The following is a 22,321-nucleotide window of genomic DNA, read 5'->3' as shown; positions in this document are numbered from 1 at the left end:
CTCGAATGCGGCAGTTTGCCAAGGTTCCACGTCGTAAGGAAGCGATTCAATGTCCCCGATCTATAGCATCCCCTTGACGTTCAACGACGGCTCCCAGGCCGACTTCGGGCGTTTCGAGGGCAAAGCCGTACTGGTAGTCAACGTGGCTTCGAAGTGTGGTTTCACGCGCCAGTACTCGGGACTTGAGGAGCTCTACGGCAAATACCGCGACCGTGGATTCGAGATTCTGGGTGTGCCGTGCAACCAGTTTGCCGGCCAGGAACGGGGTTCCGACGCCGAGATCGCGGACTTCTGCCAGCGCAATTTCGGAGTCTCGTTCCCGCTCGCGAGCAAGTCCAAGGTCCGGGGCAAGGAGCAGCACCCCCTGTACGCCGAACTCACCCGGACGGCCGACGGCTCCAAACCGCAGAAGGTGAAGTGGAACTTCGAAAAGTTCCTCGTGAGCCGCGAAGGCGAGGTAATCGCCCGCTTCCCGTCCGTCGTCGAGCCCGATTCCCAAGAGCTCATCGAGGCACTCGAAGAGGCTCTCGCTTAAGCAGGCTGGAAAGATTCCTCACCAAGGTCGGCGATGCCACTGGCGAGGGTCTGACGGTTGTCAACAACGATTTCTCCGTCAACAACCGTCAGGATCACCGGCGTCTGCGCGAATTCGTCCGGCGCGGTGGTCAGCGGATTGTGTAGGACCACCGTCAGATCGGCGCGGGCTCCGCTCTCTACGATTCCGCCTTCCTCGCCGACCGATCGCCAGTATTGGCTCGTGTAACCTTCGAGAGCGGCACGCGCGGACAGCGCCTGCTGGGGCTGGACGGGCTCGACGTCGGGCCGGCCGGCCGGTCGGCGCGTCTGCGCTGAGGCGATGATCGCCCGCGGGTCGAAAGGCGCGATAGGCCAGTCCGATCCGAGTGCGACGATGGCTCCGGCGGCGCGGAGATCGCGGGTCCGCCACGCGTGGTTGGCCCGTTCGCTGCCAAGCCTGCGGGACCAGTTGTCGGTGTGGTCGGCGCGGCTGTAGAGGGCGCAATGCGTCGGCTGCAGGCTCGTTGCGGCACCCGCGCTGATGATTTCCGCTAAGACCGAATCCGGGATGGACTCGATGTGCTCGATCCGGTGGACCGTGCCGTTCTTGGGAAGGGCGCCGATGGTCCGCGCGACGAAGGACACCGCCCGGTCGCCGATGGCATGCGTGGTGGTGGGGATGCCGTGTTCGTGGAAGAACTTCATGGCTGCGGCAAGGGCCTCCGGATCGTGCCAGAGCGGGTGGAGTGATTCTCCGTGGGTGTCGGGTTCAAAGAGCCACGCCGTGCCGTTGTCGATGGTGCCATCCATCATGAGCTTGATGCCGTGAACGTGCCAGCGCCTCCCGTGCCGGCCCTGCATCGTCAGCATGGCTTTCAGGTCCTCCTCGGTGGCGCCGGGCATGACCCACGGCGAGATCCGCAGCCGGATGGCGAGCTCGCTTTTGCGCTCCAGGGCCTCCAGCACTTCGAGGGTGTCCGGGGCCCCGAAGTCCAGCATCTGGCCCGCTACGAGCCCGGATTCTGCCATGGAACGCAGGAGCTTCCCAAGTTCGTTGACGCGCTGCTCGAAGGAGGGCTGGGGAAGGACGCGGCGAACGAGCTCCTGGGCGGCCATTTCGTAGAGCATGCCGTTGGGCTTGCCGTGCTGGTCGAGGCCGACGTAGCCGGTGCTGGGCAGTTCTTCCGTTCCGGTGACGCCGGCGAGCTTGAGGGCGGCGTCGGACACAAGCGAGGCATGGCCGTCGAACAGGGTGATGAACACGAGTTCGTCGTCGAGGATGCCGTCGAAGAGGGAGTTGTCGAAGACCGCATCCCCGAAGATGGCAGGGTCGAGGCCCCAAGCGAACAACCAATCGGAGCCGACGGCGTGCGGCGTGGAAGCTGCGTACCACGCAAGGGCTACGCGGACGTCGTCGAGCTCGGTGATCCCGCCCAGGTCAAGGCCACGGGCTATTTCCGCTCCATGGATGGGGTGGATGTGGGCGTCGATCAGGCCGGGGCAGACTGTTGCGTCACCGACGTCGATCACCTGTTTGGCTCGTGCGGTCCATTCATCGGCAGCCTCGGCGCGGCCGACGTACGCGATGCGGCCATGTGAGATGGCGACGAAACCGGCGGTCTCAGTGAGCGCCTCACCGTCGAGGATGCTGGACGAGAAGATGACGAGATCGATGGGCTCGGGCGTGGTCACGATGTAACTCCTTGTTGTGTTCGGGTTTCCGACGCCGGCCCGGTGAGGATCAGTCGTCGTCGATGGCCGCCTTCAATCCGGCCGAAAGGACATCGGCCAGGAACGCGAAGCGGTCTACGGGGTGCTCTGCCACGGCTTTTTTTGCCGCAAACAGATGGGGATAAGTGCGTTCCTCCTCTTGGTTGATGCTCCATGCGGATTCCATCGTCATTGCGTCGAGGCTCGCGCCGATCGCTGCGCTGTCGAGGGTTTCCAACGCGGGAATGATGAGGTGCCGGGGTGCCCCCGCGATCTCGAACGCTTCGACAAACTGGTCGTATCGCTCCAAGGCCGCCGGGTGTGACACCGGCTGCGTGAGCAGGAGGGGAAGGAGTGCCGGGACCAGGCTGTAGGCCTTGCGGAGGGAGTCGAAGATCTCGCGGATGACGTCGTCGAGGCTGCCGGACGGCAACTCGGGCATCGGAGCCCTGTCCACGAGCGCGCCACGGGCCAGCTCGATGATCTCTTGGCGACCCGTGACGTGCTTGTAGAAAGATGACTGCCTGACGCCCAAGCGTTCCGCGAGCCGCGGGATCGAGAGGCTCTCTTCCTCCTCGAACATCTCCAGGGCCGCGCGGCCGATCGCCTTCCGCGAGAGCCTTGGTGTCCGGGGCCGTCCTAGCTGGCTGGTTTTGCTGGGAGTCTGCATTCCTCAAGACTAGGCTCCGGGATCACTCGGCGTGGCCGATGCGCTGGTAGGCCGCCGGGTTGACCTTACGTAGCACGAGGGCCAGCACGGTTCCTGCCGCAAACAAGAGCGGTGCAAATACGAGCAGTGTGGTGTTGACGGGGTCCCCGGCCGGGAGGCCGGTGAGCAATTGGGCGTTGTTGGCCATCAGGTAGGTCACCGCGCACATGATGATCGTGGCTGCTACGGCGGAAGGCATGACGTACCAGCGAAGGCCGTGGTCCTTGAGGCGGGTGAAGAAGACCACGACGCCGACGCCCGTGAGTGCCTGCAGGAGGAGGACGCCGATCACTCCCGGGGTGTTCGTCCAGATCAGGAACTGGGTGAACGGGTCCAGCTGGAGCAGGGCCGCGCCGATCACGAGGGCGAGCGCGAGGAGGGTCTGGTCGAAGCCGGCCACCGAGGGGGTGCGGTATCGCGGGCTGATCCGGCCTGAGCGCTTCGGGAAGATGCCCTCGCGGCTCAGGGACAAGGTATAGCGGTTGATGGTGTTGTGGAAGGAGAGCTGGGCGGCGAAGATGCTGGTGACGATCAGCACGCTCATCAGGTTCACGCACCAGCCGCCCGCGAAGTTGCCCGCTGCGATGTAGGCGGTGTCCCCGGCGTCGAGGTGGCCGGCGGCGAACGCTTGGACGGCGTCAGCTCCGAAGGCCTGGACGATGATCCAGACGGCGAAGGCGTAGAACGCGCCGATGAAGGCGACGGAGATGTAAGTGGCACGGGGGACGCTGCGGTCCGGGTCCCGGGCTTCTTCCCGGTACAGGGCTCCGGATTCAAATCCCATGAAGGCGGAGAAACCCAGGCCCAGGACCGCGGCGAACTGCGGGGAGAAGATGGCCTGCGGGCTGAATGATTCAAAGCTGATGCCGTGTGCGCCGCCTTGGGCCAGGACGAACGCGGCGACGATGGCAACGATCGCGGTTTCGAGGGTGAGCAGGACGGCGAGGACCCTGGCGCCGACGTCGATCCCGCGCCAGCCCAGGTACCAGACGGCCCCGATTGAGACGATCGCGTAGAGCCACCAGGGAAGTTCCACGCCGGTGAAGGATTTGACGGCGAGGTTGGCTTGAATACCGAGCAGTCCGTAGAGGCCGATTTGCAGGCCGTTGTAGCTCATCCAAGCGGTGAGGCCGGAGCCGAGGCCGACCACGCGGCCGAGGGTTTTCGATATGTAGCCGTAGAAGCCGCTGTACGAGCGGACGTGGCGGGTGAGCGCCATGAAACCGATGGCGAACAGGCCCAGGCCGATAGCCGCGGCGATGTAGATGGAGGGAGCGCCGACGCCGCCCACCGCGAGGGCGAGCGGGGCGATGCCGACGACGATGGTCAGCGGAGCGGCCGCTGACACCAACATGAACACAATGTCGCGAGTGCCGATTGCGTTCTTCTTCAATCCGCCGTCAACGCTGACGGGCGCGGACGGCATGAGGGCCGCCTCTTCTTTAGTGAAAGCCATTCGCTTATTGTGAGGGGCGGCACATGTTTCAGTCAAGAGGGTCTGTTCCGGGGCTTGTTCCCCGGACCACGCAACCCCGACGCTCGCTCACCTATATCGCCTTTTTGGCGAACGCTCGCTCACTTATGTCGTCGTTGGTGAGTGCTGGGCTATCGGCTGCTGGAGCCCCGCATGATAAAGGGTCCTCCTGGGTAACCACGCCAGGCATCGAAGTCCGGGCGGCCGAGGTCTTTGCCGACCGTGAGCGGGGGGATTCCTTCGGACTGAAGCAGATCGATGACGAGCCGGCTGAGCGTACTTCGGCGGGTTGCGGCACTCCGATGCGGCAGCCCGCCGTCGGGCGCTAACCCCGGACGCTCGCTCACCTTGGGTGAGCGAGCGTTGGGTGGGATGGCCTTATTGGTGAACGAGCGTTCGGTGGAATGCAGTCAAAGGTGAGCTAGCGTCGTCGAAAGTGGCCCTGTAAGTGAGCGAGGATCGCGGGGGCAACGCGAGTAATTTTCCAACATTCCGACCGTAAGTTACCCTGCGTTAGCCTTTTGTCTGGTTGGATTGGGTTTATTGGGGCAGACACTGGAGGCGCCGTCTCCTACCGACCCGAAGGTAGTAATGGAGCTCATCGAGGCCGAGTACCCGCGGCCAGGACACGTACTTCTGCACCTTAGCGACTCCCATCTGTTGGGAGGGTCGGAACCCCTTTACGGCGCGGTTGATAGTGAAGCCCACCTCAGGCAACTCTTTTCGGAAGTGCATGCGTCGAAGGTCCGCCCCGACGCCGTAATCTTCACCGGGGACCTCGCCGATCAGGGTGAGCCCGGTGCCTACGCCAAACTCCGGTCGATCGTCGAACCTGCCTGTCGAGAGATGGGAGCGCGGGTGATCTGGGCGATGGGAAACCACGACGATCGGGCGAATTTCCGTGCGGGCCTCTTCGACCAGAGTGACAATAACGCGCCGGTGGATCACAGCTACTTCGTCAACGGGCTGCGGATCATCACACTGGATACCTCCGTGCCCGGCTTCCATCACGGTGAGCTAAGCCAGAGCCAGCTCGACTGGTTGGGATCGGAGCTTGCGACGCCGGCTCCGGACGGCACGATCCTTGCCCTCCACCACCCTCCGGTCCCAAGCGTCCTCGATCTCTCGATCCTCGTGGAGCTGCGCGGCCAAGCCGCGCTGGCCGACGTCGTGCGCAATTCGGATGTCCGCTCCATCCTGGGCGGCCACCTGCATTACTCCACTACGGCCATGTTCGCCGGTGTCCCCGTATCGGTGGCTTCCGCGAGCTGTTACACGCAGGACCTCAACGTTCCGCAGGGCGGGACCCGCGGCCGTGACGGTGCCCAAGCGTTCAACCTTGTCCACGTTTACGAGCAGACGATCGTGCATTCGGTGGTGCCGTTGGGCAAATCGCCGACTGTCGGTGAGTACGTCAGCCCGGAAGCCACGAGGCGTCGGCTCGCCGAAGCAGGCATCCGGATTCCCCAGAGAGCTACCCACGAACGCGGTTCCAGGGTCGACGCGAAGAGCCCGGAGATGACTCGACGCTAGGGGGCCTACTTCTCCCAGGGCGCCTTGACCGGAAAGTACTTCTCCATGAAGTCCGTCACGAGTCCGGCCCTTTCGTCGGCAGCCACCTCGGGGAAGCTCCCATCGTTGAGGCAGAAGAAGTCCACATTGCGTTTGGCGAGCAAGGTGGGCAGGTAGTGCAGCCCGGACCACAGGGTTGTGTCCACATACCTGACCTTGGCTGCCGTCTGCGTCACGGCCCGGCCCGTGAGCAACGAGTAGTAGTGGTAGAACGAGTTGGTCACGGAGATGTTGTCCGCCGCACGGAACCTGCTGGCCGCTGTCTTGGTGAATTCGGCCGGAAACTCGCGCTCCATCTCTGCGATCACGCTGCGCCGAAGGGGCGCTGCGGTGTGCTCCAGGTGGCGCGTAGTGATGCGCCCGAACCGCTCCCAGAGAAGCTTCCTGTTGACGCGGGCAGCGTTCTCGAAGCCGCTGCGTTCGGCGTCGTTCTCTCCCAGTCCGATCCGGGTGGAGGCTTCGATGAACTTGGTGATGCCGCCGGGAGTGAAGAACATGTCCGGTGCAACGGGCCTGCCGAAAAACATGTCGTCGTTGGAATACAGGAAGTGCTCGGAGAGGCCCTCAATGTGGTGCAGCTGGGATTCCACGGCCTGGGAATTGTGGGTTGGCAGCACTGTGGGGTCCTTGAAGAATTCCTCGCTGCGCATGATCCTGACGCTCGGGTGCTCGGCCAGCCACTCCGGGGCGGGGGAGTCCGTGGCGATGTAGATCCGGCGAATCCAAGGCGCATACATGTACACGGAGCGCAGGGCATACTTGAGCTCGTTGATCTGCCGGAAACGGGCCTCGTGGGCGTCGCCCTCGCCCACGATTGCGTCTTTCATCTGCTCGCGACGGGCCGCGATGTATGCGGGATCGTTGCCGTCCACCCATGAAAAGACGATGTCGACGTCGAAGTCGATGTCGCTCGCGTGGTCCGCGAACATGTTCTCGATGGTCGGCCAGCTCAGCCCGTGGCGTTCCACTGTGCCCCGGACAGCGTCCTGGCGCAGCATGGTTCGCCGGGTCAGGGAGTTCTCCACCGGCAACACGAGCTGATCGCCGTCGAACTCCCACAATTCCAGTTGCACGCCCAAGGAAGGACCGTAAGTCAGCCCGCCCCCGGGTTCCACGCGTGGACGGAAGAGCCGGAAGATCCTGGCCTTCCGGTTGCTTGAGAGTTCGCCATCGGCTACGAGCAACGTGGATTTCTTCCGCGCGTCAACGGTCATGGAGTAGAACGGCTCGTTCCGGAAAGCAGAGACCAGAGCCTGGCGCAGTTTCTTCCGGAGCTTCCAATCGACGGCGATCACAGGCCGGTGGTCGTTGCCGCGGACCAGGATGAAGTCCAGCCCTGCCGCGTCCAGCGCGGCGCGGATGACGAGGAGGTCTTCGACCATCACCTGCTGCGGCGTGCGGTTCTGGTTCAGCAAGCTGTAGCGGCCGCGGTGGCGGACGACGTCGGGGCGGTGCTTGAGGCGCGCGTCGACCGCGGGCGATGTTGGTTCAGGAACGACCGCATCGTCGTCGGACGGGGGGCTACCGAAGTAGATTGCTTGCTGGTCCATGTCTGTGATGGCTTTTCTCCGAAAGGTTGTGGTTCGCGCGAGCTTGGTGGACCTAGCCCACTAAGGCTTCACGCCAACTGCGCAGGAATGCGCCTCCGGCGTCGTCGTGAATGATGTCGTCGCCCAGGCCGAGGTCTGTGGCTGTAAGAACATCGTAGGGCTTGTTGGGCACGCCGTCGGCGGGCCGGACGTCGACGTGCTTGACGCTGTGGTCATTGTGGTGGAGCCAATCCGCCATGGCGTAGTCCGTGCGCGAATCGCCCACTGTCCGCCAGGCCTGCGGGGTGATTCCCTGGGCTGCGAGGAGCTCCACCGCGCGGCTCGCGCCGAGGTCCTTGCCGAGCCGGATGGACTCGATGTCCGTGGAGATGATGGTGGGATCCAGACGGTAGTCGGCGGCGTCGTCGGACTCTGGCGCGTGGTGATCCAGGAGCGCGGCGGAGAGCCCGTGCCTGCCCATGAGCTCCAAAGCATCCGCGTCGAAGAGCTTCTGTTCGGCCAGGTAATCGTCACTTGAGACGTCCAGATGCTGTTCCACCGACACCATGGCGCGCTTTGTCTCATCGAAGAACATGTGCGTCGCGTAGTCCTCCGCCACCATACGGCGGACGTCGTCGCCGTAGGCCTTCGGAACAGCAAGGGCGTGGTCCACATGGATGGGTCCCGGGCCGCCCGAGGTGTAGCTGAACCACACCGCGCCCTTCTCGCAGATCGCATGGACCACCGTTCCCGCGGGCATTCCGGCGGCAATCATGGGTGCCATGACCTGTTCGCGGATGAAAGCGTCTGAACGGCCGGTGTTGAAAATGACGGGGATGCCTGCGGATGCCAAGCTCACGAGGTCGGCGATGATTTCCGGCTTCACGTCGCGCGTCACGGGACTCGCGACAGGGCCGTCGACGTCGAGGAGGAGTGCGAGGGCGGGAGCAGCCGGGTGCGTGCCTGGCATTGAAGCAGTCATGAACCCATTCTGTCAGCCCCGCGTCTCTGTTAGTCCGTGGCGGCAGCGGTGTGAAGGCCGACGGCGGCCGCCGGCCCTGTTTCAGCTCGCACCGTCCGTCAACGGTTACCTTTTGGCCACAACCTTGGTGACCGACTTCTCATAAGTTCCCTTGGACGCCTTACTTCTTTAGGCTTGCAAAGTGATATTCAAAGCTGTGGGCGAGGGACGCCCGTACCCCGACCATGGTTTTTCCACGCCCAAGGACTGGGCCTCGCTGCCGCCCCGTCCTGTCCGGCTCGATGAACTCGTCACCACCAAACGCACGCTTGACCTGGAAGCACTGTTGGCTGAGGATTCAACCTTCTTCGGCGACCTTTTCCCACATGTAGTGCAGTACCAAGGCCTGCTGTATCTCGAAGACGGGCTCCACCGTGCAGTCCGTACTGCGCTCCACCAGCGTACGGCCATCCACGCCCGGGTCTTGGTGATAGATGGTTAACGAAACAATCCCGGAGGAGCAAGTGGCAGTGTCCGAAAATGCGGACCCGAGGAAGCGCCGGAAACGTCCCGGTCGTCAGAAAGACGTGGCGATCCTGCACGGGCATCGGGTTGTCACCGGGCCGGAACTCCGGGCAACTTTTGCCGAGACTCCTGGACCCGAGAGCCATCCTGGGTGGTTCAGCCGCCGCCTCTTGCATGGGATCGTTCTCGCGCTGCTCGTCGGATTGGTGGTTGCCGGACTCGTGGGCGCCTGGGCAGTCATCAACGGCGTGATCCGTTTCCCTTCCGCCGTTGCAAGCCAGGTGCCGGCGGCAGTGTGTCCTGCCACTGTTTTCGACTACATGCCCAACAACAAGATCAGCGTGAACATCTACAATGCCGCCGGCAGGGCCGGTCTGGCCAAGAACATTGCGGACCAGTTGAAGGCCCGGGGATACAACGTCGGCACGGTCGATAACTCCACCACCAGCTACACCGGCCCGGCCATGGTTGTTTCGGGATCGGGCGGTCAAGCGGCGGCTTTCAACATCCAGCGGAACATCGCGGGCACCGACTACTTCCAGGACCAACGGACGGATGCCTCCGTGGACCTCATCCTCGCGCCCGGCTTCTCGGCACTGGTGCCGCCGGAGCTCGTGGACAACACCCCGGGCAAGCTCAGTTGTCCCCGTCTGGAGCAGCGGATCGCCGACAACGCGAAGCTGCCGGTAATGCCGACGCCGTAGCGTTGGCCTTCCATGGACTGAGCCAGCTACCGCCGGCCCCGCGGCAAGGCCCCGCGGCAAGGTCATGCCAAGCGCGCGGGCCGGCCGTCGTCGTCGAACCTTGCTCCTGCGCCCAACTGGATGAACCGCACGGTCTGGACTAACCGCTCCTCAAGCTCGTTCAGCTCTGTTCCGATCGCGGCATTGCCGCGTGCCGCGCTGGAGGAAAGAGTTCCGTGGATGAGCCTCGCCAGCTGGCCGACGTCTGTGGGCGGGAGGTAGCCGGCTGCGATTCCGTCGCGCAGGATGTCCTGGAGCAGCAGGTTGAGTTCGCCGACGTGATCTGCCAATTTGGCAAAGGAAGCGGGAGAGAGGACAGCCCCCATCGCAGGGCCCGGCGGGAGGTGCCGGCGGCTCAGGTCTTCCACCTGGGCGCGCACGTAGAGGGCCAGGCGGTCCACCGGGTTCTGCAGTGCGGCGAGGGATTCGCGCAGATCGCCCAGGAATCGCTCGGTCTCGTCGAGCGCGTACGCAATGAGGAGCTGTTCCATGTCGGCGTAGTAGTTGTATACCGCCGTCCGGCCGACGCCGGCGTGCCGCGCGACGTCGGTCATGGTCAAGCCGGGCAGGCCGTGGGTGAAGAGCAGTTCCCCGAAAGCTGTCAGGACCCGGCGTCGGGTTTCAGCGCGTTGCGCCGCATTGCTGGCGGCCGTAATCCTAGGCATACAGACACTTTACAGGGATCTGTCAGCAAAGTTGGGTGTGTGCGGCGCGAGCTGGCAGCAGATGACCTTGCAACGCGCCGTTGGGGTCACCTGCTGCCAGCTCGCGCAAAGGTTCTAGATCGCGCAGCCGTCCGGGCCGCAGGCGTCGGCGTCGGGGCTGCCGACGGCGACCAGGGGATTCGCTTCCTGCCATGCCTGCGCGAGGGCCTGCGTGAAGACCTCTGAGGGCTGCGCGCCGGAGAGTCCGTACTTGCGGTCGATGACAAAGAACGGCACGCCGGTGACGCCGAGCATCCGGGCTTCGGCGATGTCGCCGCGGACGTCCTCTGCGTACTTGTCGGTGCTGAACAGCTCCGCGACCTCGGCTTGCGGCAGGCCCAACTCGCTGCCGAGCTTGGCCAGGTATTCCTGGCTTCCGATGTCCTCGCCGTGTTCAAAATGGCCGCTCAGGAGCTGCTCTTTGGCTTCGTCCTGCTTGCCGTGGGCGGCAGCCAAGTGGATGAGGCGGTGTGCCGTGAAGCTGTTGGCCACCACGACGTCGTCGAAACGGTAGTTGAGGCCCTCGCCCTTTGCCTGCAACGCCACGTGCTTGAACATCTGGCTGACCTGCGCGGGGTCCATGCCCTTGCGCTTGCTCAGGTAATCGAGCTCTGTGCCGTCGTAGTGTTCCGGGATGCTCGGATCCAACTGGTAGCTGCGCCACTGGATCTCGACCGAGTCGCGGTGCGGGAATTCAGCAAGGGCTGTTTCGAACCGGCGCTTTCCGATGTAGCACCACGGGCAAGCGACGTCTGACCAGATCTCAATCTTCATGGTGGCGACAACCGGAAGCGGGGCCCGGGCATTCCCGGAAGGGGCTGTTGGACTGGTCACAGCCCGGCGTCCTAGACCGCCCGCTCCATCACGAAATCGTGCTCCACGGTATCGCCCAGGCGGAACGACTTGGTCCCGACCTTCCTGAATCCACTCTTCCCATAGAAGCGGATGGCCTTGGCGTTCTGGCTGTTGACGCCCAGCCACACCCCGGCCGCACCCGAGCCGGCAGCGCGGTCCAACGTGGCCTTCATGAGTTCGGCGGCAGCACCGAGGCCGTGGTGTTCCGGATGCACATAGCATTTGCTCAGCTCTGTGGAGGGGTTGAGCGTCAGGGCCGACGCTACATCGGTATCGGTTGTGGGCCGGGCCACGAGCATGCTGTAGCCGCGGAGTTCCCCGGCGGCGTCGACGGCCAGGATGGTGACGTCCGGATCGGCAAGGTATTCCGTGAACTTCTCCGCACTCAGCGTCCTGCGCAGGTGCGCGGCGATGTCTTCGGGCGAGGAGTCCGGCGGGCAGGCGAGCGGAAAGGTGACGGCGGCAAGCTCCGCCAGCCGTCCGGCGTCGTCCGCTGTTGCTTCACGGATTGTCTGGCTCATGCGGTCCTCTCTGGCAATCGGGCGCAGAAATGCCCCTCAAGACTGATCTTAAGGGGCATTTCAGGAAAGATTACGACGGCGGTGGCCCGCCCGCTTTCCGCTCGCGGAGCCGGGCTGCTTAGGCGCGGGCTTCCGCAAGCAGGCGAAGATCCTCATCCGGCTCGGGATCCCTGCCCAAAGCGAGGCCGACAATGGTGACGACGGCCGTGGCGAGCAGGTATGCGGCGATCAGGATCCAGTTACCGGTGGCGGCGTAGAGGGCGGTGAAGATCAACGGTGCCACAGCTCCGCCCACTACGCCCGCCACCGTGTATGCGAGGGAACTTCCGGCATAGCGGAGCCGGGCCGGGAACTGTTCCGTGATGAAGGCCGCCTGCGGACCGTACATGAAGGCGTGCAGCCCGAGGCCGATCACGACGCCGACAGTCAACAGGAGGACGGAGCGGGACTGGATCATGAGGAAGAACAACGGGATGTACACGGCTGTGGCAGCAGCGGTGATGCCGTAGACGAGCCGGCGGTTGAACCGGTCCGTGACAGCTCCTGCGGCCGGGATCAGGAACAGCTGGAATGCCGAGCCCACCAGGACTGCACCCAGGACGTTGCCGGTGGTCATCCCCAGTTCCTTGGTGGCGTAGACCGCGACAAAGACGGTGAACAACGCGTATAAGACGTCGGGGCAGATCCGGCACAGCGCGGCGGCGAGGAGGGGACGGAACTGGGTGGTGAGGACTTCCTTGATGGGAGCCTTGGGCCGTTCGCCGGTGGCTTCGATGGCCTTGAAAACCGGGGTTTCCTCGAGCTTGAGCCGGATGACCAGGCCGAAGGCAACCAGGATGGCCGAACTGAGGAAGGCCACGCGCCAACCCCAAGCGATGAAGGCATCGTTGCTCATGACGGCAGCGAGGACAGCCAGTGCGCCGTTGGCCAGCAGGTTGCCCGCGGGCGGCCCGATCTGGGCCGCGGACGACCAGAATCCGCGCTTGCTGGGATTGGCGTACTCGCTGGACAGCAACACGGCGCCGCCCCATTCGCCGCCGACGCCGATGCCCTGGGCCAAGCGAAGGAGGACCAGGATGATCGTGGCTCCAATGCCGATCGTGTGGTAGTCCGGCAACGCGCCGATGAGGACCGTGGCCGCGCCAATGAGGATGAGGGTGATGACCAGGACGTTCTTGCGTCCGATCTTGTCTCCGAGCCGGCCAAAGACAACGCCGCCAATGGGCCGGGCGAGGTAACCCACCGCGAAGGCCGAGAAGGAGAGCAGGAGGCCCGTGGTTTCGTCGTTCGTGGGAAAGAAAATCTTGGGGAAGACGAGCGCGGAGGCAACGGAGTAGATGGCGAAGTCGTAGTACTCCAGGGAGGTGCCTGTGACGCTGGCAATGAAGGCCTTGATGGCGCCTGCCGAGGGTTTGCTGCGCCTTGTTGGACTTGGCGAAGTGGTCGCGGACATGGTTCCTCCATGGAACGTTGGGCGGGCTTTGTGATCCCGATCTCAATCGGGGTCTACAACCAATGATGCATCACATGGAAGAATTGTTCAACAATTTTTTGGCGGAAGTTCTTGCCTAAGCGGTGAGATGTTGGCGGATCCCTTCGACAATGAGGTCATGATCCTCCTGCGATGAAAGGCCTGACGCAGTGACAGCCGCGACCACGCCGACGCCACGGACCCGCACGGGAAACGAGCCGCCTGTCACGGCATAGTCGGCGCCGAGCCACCCGCTGGCTACCGGATCGATACCGGCGGAGGACAGTCGGGCTTCGACAAGTGCGCTGCTTGTTTCCATTCGCAAGACGAGTGCGGATTTCCGTGCGATCCACGATTCCTGGTCCGGTGTGATTCCGGGCAACGCAGCTCGGAAAAGAATGAGCCCGGGGCGCCGGATATCGATGCCGATCGCGTGACCGGCCTCCTGGGCCATGTTGGTCAACAGTGAGCCGAGCCTCCAGGCGTCTCCGTGATCGAAGGAAGTGAAAATCAGCTCCTCTTCTTGGCGCTTGAGCGCTGCCAATGCTTCAACAGCGGCGATGTCGGTCATGAGACCCCTTCTGAGAGATCGCCTGGATAGGCGATATAGGCGAACCTAGTTGAGTCGGGTGACCAACTGTTGACATTGAGGGTTCCCTGGCCGCCGAAGAGGGGCCACGTGTGGAGCGGAGTGGCCCAGTCGCTCGTGGAAACAACGACGACGTCGACCCGCAAGTCCGCGGGGTGGCCCACCGTGCCGCCGGGGAAACGGATGTAGCTGGCCAGGCGCCCGTCGGGCGAGAGGTGCGGGAACCAGTCAACGGTGCCGCTTTCAAGCAGGCGCTCTGGCGTGCCGCGGTGACTGGCCCGCACCCTGGCAAGTTGGGCGTGGCCCGGCCGATCCGTGAAGGCCTCGGTATTGAAGTACAGCCATTCGCCGTCGGGCGAGTACTCGGGGCCGTCGCAGTGGCCGTCGACGTCGATTGCGGACGCTGGTCCGCCCCCTGCTGGAATCGTGATGAGCCGGCCCGGCTGGGTGAAATCCCCTGCTTCTATTCCCACGTAGGCGAGGGTCTGTCCGTCGGGGCTGACGCCGTGGAGGAAATGGAACCACCCGTCGTCGTCCGTGATCTTCGTGGCCTCACCGCCGTCGAGGGCTGCGCTGTAGATGTGGCCGTCATTCGCCGAGAGGTAAATGGTGGTGCCGTCGGGCGCGAGGACGTGGTCGTTGTTGAGGTCGGGGATGCCGGTGATGGCTACCTTTTCGAGTCCGCCGGAAAGATCCAGCCGCCACAGGGCGCCGTCACCATTGAGGATGAGGGCCTGGCCATCGAGCGTCCAGTTGGGTGCCTCCAGGAGCAAATTGTCCGTGTTGAAGGCCAGCTCGGACGTGCCGGTCGCAGAGGCGATCCATACTTCGCAGCGCTGGCCGGGTTGGAGGGTTCGTATCACAGTGCTTCCTCGGGAGAACTCGGGGCGCGAGTTGGCAGCAGATGCCCGCAAAATCGGATTTTGGGGTCATCTGCTGCCAATTCGCGCTAACCGCAGGGGTGGTTAGTCCTGGCTGAAGGCGGCGTCGAAGGAGGTCTGCGAGGGCGGGAAGTCGAACTTCTTGAGGGCGGCGAGGGCTTCCGGGGCGCCGTGGAGGCGGTCCATGCCTGCATCTTCCCATTCCACGGAGATCGGGCCGTTGTAGCCGATCGCTGTGAGGGCGCGGAAGGAGGATTCCCAGGGGACGTCGCCGCGTCCGGCGGAGACGAAGTCCCAGCCGCGGCGGGGGTCGCCCCAGGGCAGGTGGGAACCCATGACGGTGTTGCGGCCGGTGGGGCGCAGCTTGGTGTCCTTGCAGTCCACGTGGTAGATCCGGTCCTTGAAGTCCCAGATGAAGGAGACGGGGTCGATGCCTTGCCACATGAAGTGGGAGGGGTCCCAGTTCAGCCCGAACGCTTCGCGGTGCCCGATCGCTTCCAGGGTGCGCACGGTGGTCCAGTAGTCGTAGGCGATCTCGCTCGGGTGGACTTCGTGGGCGAAGCGGACACCGCATTCGTCGAAGACGTCCAGGATGGGGTTCCAGCGGTCGGCGAAGTCCTGGTAGCCGGCTTCGATGACCTTCTCGGGGACGGGCGGGAACATGGCGACGTACTGCCAGATGGAGGAGCCGGTGAACCCGACGACGGTGTCCACGCCGAGGGCTTTGGCGAGGCGGGCGGTGTGTTTCATTTCCTCGGCGGCGCGTTGGCGGACGCCTTCGGGGTCCCCGTCGCCCCAGACCTTGGCGCCGACGATGGCTTGGTGGCGGAAGTCGATGGGGTCATCGCAGACGGCCTGGCCTTTGAGGTGGTTGGAGATGGCCCAGACCTTGAGGTTGTATTTGTCCAGGATGGCGAGCTTGGATTCGACGTAGCCGGGTTCGTCCCAGCGCCAGGCGTCCAGGTGGTCGCCGGACACGGCGATCTCCAGGCCGTCATAGCCCCAGCCTGAGGCGAGGCGGGCGACTTCCTCGAAGGGCAGGTCGGCCCACTGGCCGGTGAACAAGGTATACGGGCGGGGCATTGGTTCTCCTAGGGAAAAGTTTCGGGGCGTGCCTCAGGCCAGGGCTGTCAGTGCCCGGCGACCTGGATGATCGCGGACTTGGCATCGGCGGATTCTTCGATGGCGGCCAGGACCTGTTGGACGGCGAGCCCGTCCTCGAACGACGGCGACGGCGGGGTCCCGGCGTCGATGGCTGCCAGGAAGTCGCGGATTTCGTGGGTGAAGGTGTGTTCCCAGCCGATGACGTGGCCCTGGGGCCACCAGGCGTCCATGTAGGGGTGTTCGGGTTCGTTGACCAGGATGCGTCGGAAGCCCTGCTCCCGGACGGGCACCGTGGCGTCCATGAAACCCAGTTCGTTGATGGATTCCAGGTCGAACAGGAGCGAGCCCTTGTCGCCGTAGATTTCCATCGTGAGCGAGTTCTTCTTGCCCGTGGCCATGCGGGAGACTTCCACGGAGGCGACCGCCCCGGAGGCGAGGGTCAGCGTGGCCCAGGCGGCGTCGTCGACCGTTACTTGTTCCGGACCGTCCGCGCCGGGGCGGCTGTCCACGAAGGTGTGCAGCCGGCCGGAGACCTCGGTGACTGTGTCCCCGAGCAGGAAGAGGACCTGGTCGATGGCGTGGGAGGCGATGTCGCCCAACGCGCCGGATCCGGCGGTTTCCTTGTTCAACCGCCAGGTCATGGGGGAGTCCGGGTCCACGAGCCAGTCCTGCAGGTAGGCCGCACGGACGTGCCGGACCGTGCCCAGCCGGCCTTCCGCGATGAGCTCGCGGGCCAGCGCGAGGGCCGGTACCCGGCGGTAGTTGAAGCCGATCATAGACTGGATGCCGCGCGAGCGGGCTGCCCGCGCGGCATCCGTCATGGCTTCGGCCTCGGCCAGGGTGTTCGCGAGGGGCTTCTCCACGAGCACGTGCTTGCCCGCTTCCAACGCCGCGATGGCGATTTCGGCGTGCATCCAGCCCGGGGCGCAGATATCCACGATGTGGATGTCATCGCGTTCCAGGACCTGGCGCCAGTCCGTGGCGGACTCGCTCCACCCGTACCGGGCCGCGGCCTCGGCGACCTGTTCCGGGTCCCGGCCCACGAGCACTTTCTGCTCGAAGGCCGGAACATCGAAGAAGCTGCCCACGTTCCGCCACGCGTTCGAATGGGCCTTGCCCATGAACGCGTAGCCGATCGCGGCAACACCCAGGGTTGTCTTAACCGGTTCGCCGTCGTGAGGGGTGGTGGGGGTAGGGGCGGAGCTAGTCATGAGTGATTCCTAGAGGGTGGCGGCCATCGGGTCCCAGTCCTCGGGGAGGGCTTGGGAGGTCACGGCGGAGCTGTCGACGCCTACAAACGTGCCGGTTTCGGCGGACTCGGAAATGGAAACCAGGGTATCGACCACATGATAGGCGAGGGCTCCCTGGGCGCGGTGCGGAACACCGGCGCGCAGGGACCGGGCCATGTCCAGCACGCCCATACCGCGGCCGTTGGCCGGTCCCGTGGCGGGAATGATTTCCGCTTCCTCGGCTCCGGCGCGCCAGAGCTTGAGGTCGCCGTCGAAGTAGTTCGGATCGGGCAGCTCGAGGGTGCCCTCGGTGCCGGTGATCTCCACGAAGCCCATCCGCAGGCGGGGGGATTCGAAGCTGAAGACGCTGTGCGAGGAGGCGCCGCCCTCGAACTGGAGCATCGCGGAGACATGGGTGGGGACCTCGACGGGGAATTCCTCCCCTGCCTTGGGCCCGGAACCGACCACGCGGACGTCTTTGGCCTTCGACCCGACGGCGGCGACCTTGCGGACCGAACCGAAGGTCTGGACCAGCGCGGTGACATAGTAGGGGCCCATGTCGAAGAGCGGGCCTGCGCCGTGGGCGAAGAGGAACGACGGGTTCGGGTGCCAGGATTCCGGGCCGGGGGTCTGGAACATGGTCAGCGCGGTCAGCGGGGTGCCGATGTCGCCGCGTTCGATGATCCGCCGGGCGGTCTGCAGTCCTGCGCCCAGGAAGGTGTCCGGTGCGCAGCCCAGGCGGATGCCCGCGGCGTCGGCGGTCTTCAGCAGCGCCAGCCCGGATTCGCGGTCCAGGGAGAACGGCTTCTCGGTCCAGACGTGCTTGCCGGCGTTCACGGCGGCCGTGGCCACCTCGACGTGCGCGGCCGGGATGGTCAGGTTCACGATGATCTCGACGTCGGGATGGTTCAGGGCCGCGTCCACGCCGCCCCACTCGGGGATGCCGTATTCCTTGGCCCGCGCTTCCGCGGCTTCCTCGAACAAGTCCGCGATGACGTGGACTTTCAGGTCAGGGAAGACTGTCAGGTTGTCCAGGTAAGCCTTGCTGATGTTGCCCGCGCCGATCACGGCGACGCCCACGGGCCCCCGCCGGGTGGACGGTGTGGACTGGTGCGTTGCGGCGCTCATGCGTTCACTTCCTGTGCTGCGTTGTCCTGAAGGAAGGCGAGGCTTTCGGCGATGCCTTCAAAGATGTCTCCGGCGTAGTCGTCGAACTCCACGACGCCGACTTCCAGGGACTTGGCGGCAGCAACGACGTCGAGCACCGGGATGGTGCCCTGGCCTGCCGGCAGCTGGGCCTTGGTGTCCGTGGTGCCGGGGCCGTCCTTGATGTGGATGAACTTCACGCGGTCACCGAGGCGGGCGAGCAGTTCCACGGGGTTCTGGCCGCCGACGGATACCCAGTAGGTATCCACTTCCAGGACCAGTTCCGGGTCAAGGAGGCCTTCGAAGTACTCCAGGGCGGTCTGGCCCTCGATGGTGGACTCAAGTTCCCAGGCGTGGTTGTGGTAGCCGACGCGGATGCCGTATTCGGCGCCCTTCTTGGCGGCGGCGTTGAGCTTGGCCGCGGTGGCCTGGATGTCCTCGGCCTTCTGCCAGTGCTCGGCAGGCAGGTAGGGGTCGATGACCGTGCTGATGCCGAGTTCCTTGGCGGCTGCGAAGATCTCGTCCTGGTCCTGGCTCAGCAACGGCGCGTGACCGGACGGGGCGCTCAGCCCGTTCTCCTTCAGCGCAGCGCCGAGCTCCTTCGCCGTGGCCACGAAATTGTAGGGTTCAACCTGCGTGTAACCGATCTCGGCAACCTTTTTGATGGTGCCCGGCAGGTCTTCCTGCATGGCATTGCGCAGGGTGTACAGCTGGATGGAGTAAGACATGGTTTTCCTTTGCGTTGTCAGTTGCGTGAAAAGTTCGGGTACCGGCTGTTAGCGGCCGGCGAGGGATCCGCCGATGCCGCCGACGCTGAAGTACTTGTTCAGGGTGGCGAAGACGATGATCGGCGGGAGCATCATGATGACCGCGAGGGCCATGACGCCGGACCAGTCGGTCTGGTTTTGCTGGAAGAACGACTGGACGCCCATGGGGAGGGTGAAGATTTCGTTGGAGCGCAGGAACACGATCGCTACGAGGTAGTCGTTCCAGGCCAACAGGAAGGCGAAGATGGCCGTGGACAGGATGCCCGGCAGGGAGTTGCGCAGCACCACCTTCGTGAACGATCCGAAGACCGAGCAGCCGTCGATCCAGGATGCTTCCTCGAGGCTGACCGGGATGGAGTCGAAGTAGGCCGCCATCATCCAGGTGGCGACTGTCATTGTCGAGCCGACGTAGATGATGATCAGTCCCATGAGGTTGTCCACGAGTCCCAGGTTTGCGAACAGGATGAACAGCGGCACCACGGACGTGATGATCGGCAGGGACTGCATGACGAACAGCAGCAGGGAGTAGCCGGAAACGGCCCTGGACCGGCCGCGGGAGAGGACATAGCCGGCAGGTGCGGCTACGGCGACGGCGACGATCACGGTGCTGACGGTGGTGATGAGGCTGTTCTTGAGCCAGGTGGCCGCCAGGGTCTCGGAGAAGACGTTGCTGAGGTTCTCAAAAGTGAGGCCGGTGGCGGTGCTGTTGGGGCCCGGGGTCAGGGCCAGGACCACGGTGACCATGATGGGGACCAGGACGATGGCAGTGATGGCCAGGATCAGGACGAACCGCCACCAGCGTCCGCGCATGCCTGCTTCGGAGAGGACGCGGCGGGATTTCTCGGGTCCTGCGACACCGAGCGCGGGTCCGGATTCGGGGTGGGCGTGGAGTACTGCGCTCATTATTCGACGCTCGACTTTCGGATCTGGCGGTACAGGAAGACCGACACGACGACGAGGGTGAGGGTCATGAGGAAGGCGATGGCAACGCCGGGACCGGTCTGGAAGTCCTGGAAGACCGTGCGGTACGCCAGGACCACGAGGGAGGTAGTGGCGTCCACGGGTCCGCCGCCGGTGAGGAGGTAGATCGTGGGGAAGTCGTTGACGCAGAAGATCGTCATCAGGATCCAGCTGATGTAGGTGGAGCGGGCGATCAGCGGCAGGGTGATCTGGGTGAACTGCTGCCATTTGCTGGCACCGTCCATGCTGGCGGCTTCATACACGGTGGTGTCTACCGAGGCCAGTGCTGCCGAAATCATCATCATCATGAAAGGGAAGCTGACCCAGACCTTGAACACCATGACCATGACCGCGGCCAAGTGGGGGTCCGCCAGGAACAGGGGCGTGCCCAATCCAAGGTTGCGGAAGATGGAGGGGATCAGGCTGTCCGGGGTAGCGACGAGCCAGTTCCAGGCGGTGGAGGAGACCACGATCGGAACCACCCAGGGCAGCAGGAGCAGGACCTTGAAGGTCCCGCCCGCCGGGATTTTGGTGCGCAGCAGCAGGGCCAGGCCAAGGCCAACCAGCCACGAGCCGAAGACGCCGACGATCGTGAACCACAGGGTGAACTGGGCGGCCTTCCAGAAAGCCGGGGAGGTCAGGACATGGCCGAAGTTGTCGGCTCCGACGAAGTTGCCGGTGTCGATCAGGGAGCCGTCGTGGGTGGCCTGGACGCCGGCATAGACCAGCGGGTAGCCGTGAATCAGGACGAGCAGGATGACCGAGGGCAGCAAGAGCCAGAAGAACGTCCGCTTGGTCTGCCCCGAAAGTTTGCTCTTGCGGTTCAGGGACCCGCCGCCGGACCCGCCGGGAGCGAGCCCACGACGGGCCCGGGCGAGGCCGGACTGTGTTGTGGTGGTTGACATGGCGACGGCTTTACTTCTTCATGACGGACTCGAGGCCGGTCTTGAAGGCCGTGAGCGCCGTCTTGGCGTCGGTCTTGCCGGTCAGGATGGTCTGGGTGAACTGGTTGAGTGCCTGGCCGCCGTCGAGGACAGCGAGGTTGGCATTGAGCGAGGTTCCCTGCGCCGCGAAGGTCTTGGCGATGGGCTGCCATTCCTTGACGATCTTGACGTTGTTGGCGTCGCTTGTGAATTCGGGCATCTCCGTGATGGATTTGAATACCGGCAGGGCGTTCATGAGCTTCTGGCGCCACAGCTCCTTGAGCTGTCCCATGTAGTAGGTCAGGAAGGCCTCGGAGGATTCCTGGGACGGGGTGTTCTTGTACATCATGATGTTGTTCGGGAAAACGAGTCCGTGCTTGTCGCCGTGCGGGCCCGCAATCGGGCTGGCAACCATGATGTCGCCGGAGGTGTCGCCGACGCGAGCCGGCACGCCCAGGACATACGGGCCGAAGGCGGCTTTCTTGTCCTTCCACTGCGCGTTGAGGTTGTCCGTCGTGTAACTGACTGCAGCAGGGTCGATGATGCCGTTGGAGACCAGCTCCAGAAGGTACTCCGTGGCTTCCACATTACGGTCGTTCATGACGTCCAGCTGGCCGTCCTTGGTGAAGACGCCACCGCCGTTGTTGACCATCATCATGATCATCGAGTGGTTGCCGATGTTGTTCCCGGCGCCGGATCCGGTGGCGAAGCCGAAGGCGCCGATCTTCTTCAGTGCCTTGCCTGCGTCAAGCAGCGAGGCCCAGTCGGTGGGCAGCGCGACGCCGGCCTGGTCGAAGAGGGACTTGCGGTACCAGAAGACGCGCATGTCCAGCTGCCACGGAACGGCGACGTAGCCCTTGTCGGACTTGAACGGGTCCAGCACGCCGGGCAGGAAGTCGTCGAACTGGCCGTTCTTCTTGAGCGCGTCGATGACCTTGTCCGCGTACGCGATCTGACCCTGCTGGTCGAACTGGAAGGCCTGGAAACCGCCACCGGTGGACACCGCAGGCCCGGTCTTGGACGCGATGGCCGAGGAGAAGGTCTGGTAGAAGTTGTTCCACTGGATGATCTGGTAGCTGGCCTTGCCGTTGCTGCCTGTGGGTACGTAGCTCTCTGCGATCTTCTTCGCGGCATCGTTATAGGCCGGGGTGGCCCACGGCATGTCCCAGAACTTGATGGCGCCGCCGGCGGAGCTCGAGCTGGAACCGCCTCCGCAGGCTGCGAGCAGGGGGACAGCCGCTGCCGCCGCCGTGAGGCCGAGGAAACCCCTGCGGGAGAAATTGCGGCTGGCTTCGGACTGAACATTCATGATTATTCCTTTCGGGACCGCTGCGTGGTCTTCGCGTTCGGTGCGGTCCGGCTCGTCGTCGAGAAGGCTGATGATTGCTTTTGGTGCTGTTTTGCTCGATGGTGCTGGTTGCGTAGTTGAGGA

General features: G+C 64.3%; 22 protein-coding genes. 4 read left to right on the top strand and 18 right to left on the bottom strand.

All coding sequences use genetic code 11. From position 1 onward, the window contains the following. Nucleotides 1–49: 49 nt before the first annotated feature. Nucleotides 50–535, top strand: coding sequence for a glutathione peroxidase (locus tag ACSVHC_RS08720; protein ID WP_437772259.1), 486 nt, complete (start codon nucleotides 50–52; stop codon nucleotides 533–535). On the opposite strand, the gene ACSVHC_RS08715 is transcribed toward ACSVHC_RS08720, so the two are convergent. The 3 genes from ACSVHC_RS08715 to ACSVHC_RS08705 are packed head-to-tail and all read right to left on the bottom strand — an operon-like array spanning nucleotide 532 to nucleotide 4,391. Next, entirely contained in the window at nucleotides 532–2,208 is a 1,677-nt protein-coding gene (locus tag ACSVHC_RS08715; RefSeq protein WP_437772260.1) for an amidohydrolase, read from the bottom strand. The two genes, ACSVHC_RS08720 and ACSVHC_RS08715, sit on opposite strands and share 4 nt — an antisense overlap. A gap of 49 nt (nucleotides 2,209–2,257) precedes the next feature. Next, entirely contained in the window at nucleotides 2,258–2,896 is a 639-nt protein-coding gene (locus tag ACSVHC_RS08710) for a TetR/AcrR family transcriptional regulator (RefSeq protein ID WP_437772261.1), read from the bottom strand. A gap of 22 nt (nucleotides 2,897–2,918) precedes the next feature. Further along, nucleotides 2,919–4,391 (bottom strand): APC family permease, encoded by a 1,473-nt coding sequence (locus ACSVHC_RS08705; protein ID WP_437772262.1) that lies wholly within the window; start codon nucleotides 4,389–4,391, stop codon nucleotides 2,919–2,921. Nucleotides 4,392–5,000: 609 nt separating this feature from the next. Here ACSVHC_RS08705 and ACSVHC_RS08700 point away from each other — a divergent pair. After that, nucleotides 5,001–5,942: a phosphodiesterase gene (locus ACSVHC_RS08700; protein ID WP_345449501.1), complete on the top strand. Its 942-nt coding sequence runs from the start codon at nucleotides 5,001–5,003 to the stop codon at nucleotides 5,940–5,942. 5 nt (nucleotides 5,943–5,947) lie between these two features. Here the strand turns inward: ACSVHC_RS08700 and ACSVHC_RS08695 are convergent, their stop codons facing one another. After that, entirely contained in the window at nucleotides 5,948–7,531 is a 1,584-nt protein-coding gene (locus ACSVHC_RS08695) for a stealth family protein (RefSeq protein WP_345449499.1), read from the bottom strand. 52 nt (nucleotides 7,532–7,583) lie between these two features. Next, nucleotides 7,584–8,492: a Cof-type HAD-IIB family hydrolase gene (locus ACSVHC_RS08690; RefSeq protein ID WP_437772263.1), complete on the bottom strand. Its 909-nt coding sequence runs from the start codon at nucleotides 8,490–8,492 to the stop codon at nucleotides 7,584–7,586. A 181-nt stretch (nucleotides 8,493–8,673) separates the two neighbouring features. Here ACSVHC_RS08690 and ACSVHC_RS08685 point away from each other — a divergent pair, with 181 nt between their 5' ends. Continuing rightward, on the top strand, nucleotides 8,674–8,973 hold the full coding sequence (locus tag ACSVHC_RS08685; RefSeq protein WP_059388531.1) for a type II toxin-antitoxin system VapB family antitoxin: 300 nt from the start codon (nucleotides 8,674–8,676) through the stop codon (nucleotides 8,971–8,973). Beyond that, nucleotides 8,966–9,700, top strand: coding sequence for a LytR C-terminal domain-containing protein (locus ACSVHC_RS08680; protein ID WP_437772264.1), 735 nt, complete (start codon nucleotides 8,966–8,968; stop codon nucleotides 9,698–9,700). The genes ACSVHC_RS08685 and ACSVHC_RS08680 overlap by 8 nt, the downstream gene beginning before the upstream one ends. A gap of 62 nt (nucleotides 9,701–9,762) precedes the next feature. On the opposite strand, the gene ACSVHC_RS08675 is transcribed toward ACSVHC_RS08680, so the two are convergent. The 13 genes from ACSVHC_RS08675 to ACSVHC_RS08615 form a co-directional block, all read right to left on the bottom strand. Then, entirely contained in the window at nucleotides 9,763–10,404 is a 642-nt protein-coding gene (locus ACSVHC_RS08675) for a TetR/AcrR family transcriptional regulator (protein ID WP_437772265.1), read from the bottom strand. A 114-nt stretch (nucleotides 10,405–10,518) separates the two neighbouring features. After that, a complete protein-coding gene (locus tag ACSVHC_RS08670; RefSeq protein WP_437773948.1) occupies nucleotides 10,519–11,217 on the bottom strand; it encodes a DsbA family oxidoreductase in 699 nt (232 codons plus the stop codon). 71 nt (nucleotides 11,218–11,288) lie between these two features. Further along, complete coding sequence (locus tag ACSVHC_RS08665; RefSeq protein ID WP_437772266.1) at nucleotides 11,289–11,819, bottom strand: GNAT family N-acetyltransferase; 531 nt, start codon at nucleotides 11,817–11,819, stop codon at nucleotides 11,289–11,291. Between the two features lie 118 nt (nucleotides 11,820–11,937). Next, complete coding sequence (locus ACSVHC_RS08660) at nucleotides 11,938–13,272, bottom strand: MFS transporter (RefSeq protein ID WP_437772267.1); 1,335 nt, start codon at nucleotides 13,270–13,272, stop codon at nucleotides 11,938–11,940. A gap of 115 nt (nucleotides 13,273–13,387) precedes the next feature. Next, nucleotides 13,388–13,861, bottom strand: coding sequence for a heme-degrading domain-containing protein (locus ACSVHC_RS08655; RefSeq protein ID WP_437772268.1), 474 nt, complete (start codon nucleotides 13,859–13,861; stop codon nucleotides 13,388–13,390). Further along, the gene (locus tag ACSVHC_RS08650; RefSeq protein WP_437772269.1) at nucleotides 13,858–14,742 is read right to left on the bottom strand and encodes a TolB family protein; all 885 of its coding nucleotides are present in this window, start codon (nucleotides 14,740–14,742) and stop codon (nucleotides 13,858–13,860) included. Before ACSVHC_RS08650 ends, ACSVHC_RS08655 begins: the two co-directional genes overlap by 4 nt. A gap of 102 nt (nucleotides 14,743–14,844) precedes the next feature. Then, entirely contained in the window at nucleotides 14,845–15,843 is a 999-nt protein-coding gene (locus ACSVHC_RS08645) for a sugar phosphate isomerase/epimerase family protein (RefSeq protein WP_437772270.1), read from the bottom strand. 47 nt (nucleotides 15,844–15,890) lie between these two features. Further along, nucleotides 15,891–17,075, bottom strand: a complete 1,185-nt coding sequence (locus tag ACSVHC_RS08640) for a Gfo/Idh/MocA family protein (protein WP_437772271.1) — start codon at nucleotides 17,073–17,075, stop codon at nucleotides 15,891–15,893. 9 nt (nucleotides 17,076–17,084) lie between these two features. Then, nucleotides 17,085–18,221, bottom strand: a complete 1,137-nt coding sequence (locus ACSVHC_RS08635) for a Gfo/Idh/MocA family protein (protein ID WP_437772272.1) — start codon at nucleotides 18,219–18,221, stop codon at nucleotides 17,085–17,087. Beyond that, the gene (locus tag ACSVHC_RS08630; RefSeq protein WP_437772273.1) at nucleotides 18,218–18,967 is read right to left on the bottom strand and encodes a sugar phosphate isomerase/epimerase family protein; all 750 of its coding nucleotides are present in this window, start codon (nucleotides 18,965–18,967) and stop codon (nucleotides 18,218–18,220) included. Before ACSVHC_RS08630 ends, ACSVHC_RS08635 begins: the two co-directional genes overlap by 4 nt. A gap of 48 nt (nucleotides 18,968–19,015) precedes the next feature. Further along, nucleotides 19,016–19,909 (bottom strand): carbohydrate ABC transporter permease, encoded by an 894-nt coding sequence (locus ACSVHC_RS08625; protein WP_345451599.1) that lies wholly within the window; start codon nucleotides 19,907–19,909, stop codon nucleotides 19,016–19,018. After that, the gene (locus ACSVHC_RS08620) at nucleotides 19,909–20,871 is read right to left on the bottom strand and encodes a carbohydrate ABC transporter permease (protein ID WP_437772274.1); all 963 of its coding nucleotides are present in this window, start codon (nucleotides 20,869–20,871) and stop codon (nucleotides 19,909–19,911) included. The genes ACSVHC_RS08625 and ACSVHC_RS08620 overlap by 1 nt, the downstream gene beginning before the upstream one ends. 10 nt (nucleotides 20,872–20,881) lie before the next feature. Continuing rightward, nucleotides 20,882–22,198, bottom strand: coding sequence for an ABC transporter substrate-binding protein (locus ACSVHC_RS08615; RefSeq protein ID WP_437772275.1), 1,317 nt, complete (start codon nucleotides 22,196–22,198; stop codon nucleotides 20,882–20,884). Nucleotides 22,199–22,321: the final 123 nt, after the last annotated feature.

It is taken from the genome of Arthrobacter sp. KNU-44 (assembly GCF_051843155.1).
In the GTDB taxonomy this organism is placed as follows: Bacteria; Actinomycetota; Actinomycetes; order Actinomycetales; family Micrococcaceae; genus Arthrobacter.
Note: the sequence above shows the minus strand (reverse complement) of the source record. Positions and strands in the feature narration are given on the sequence as shown.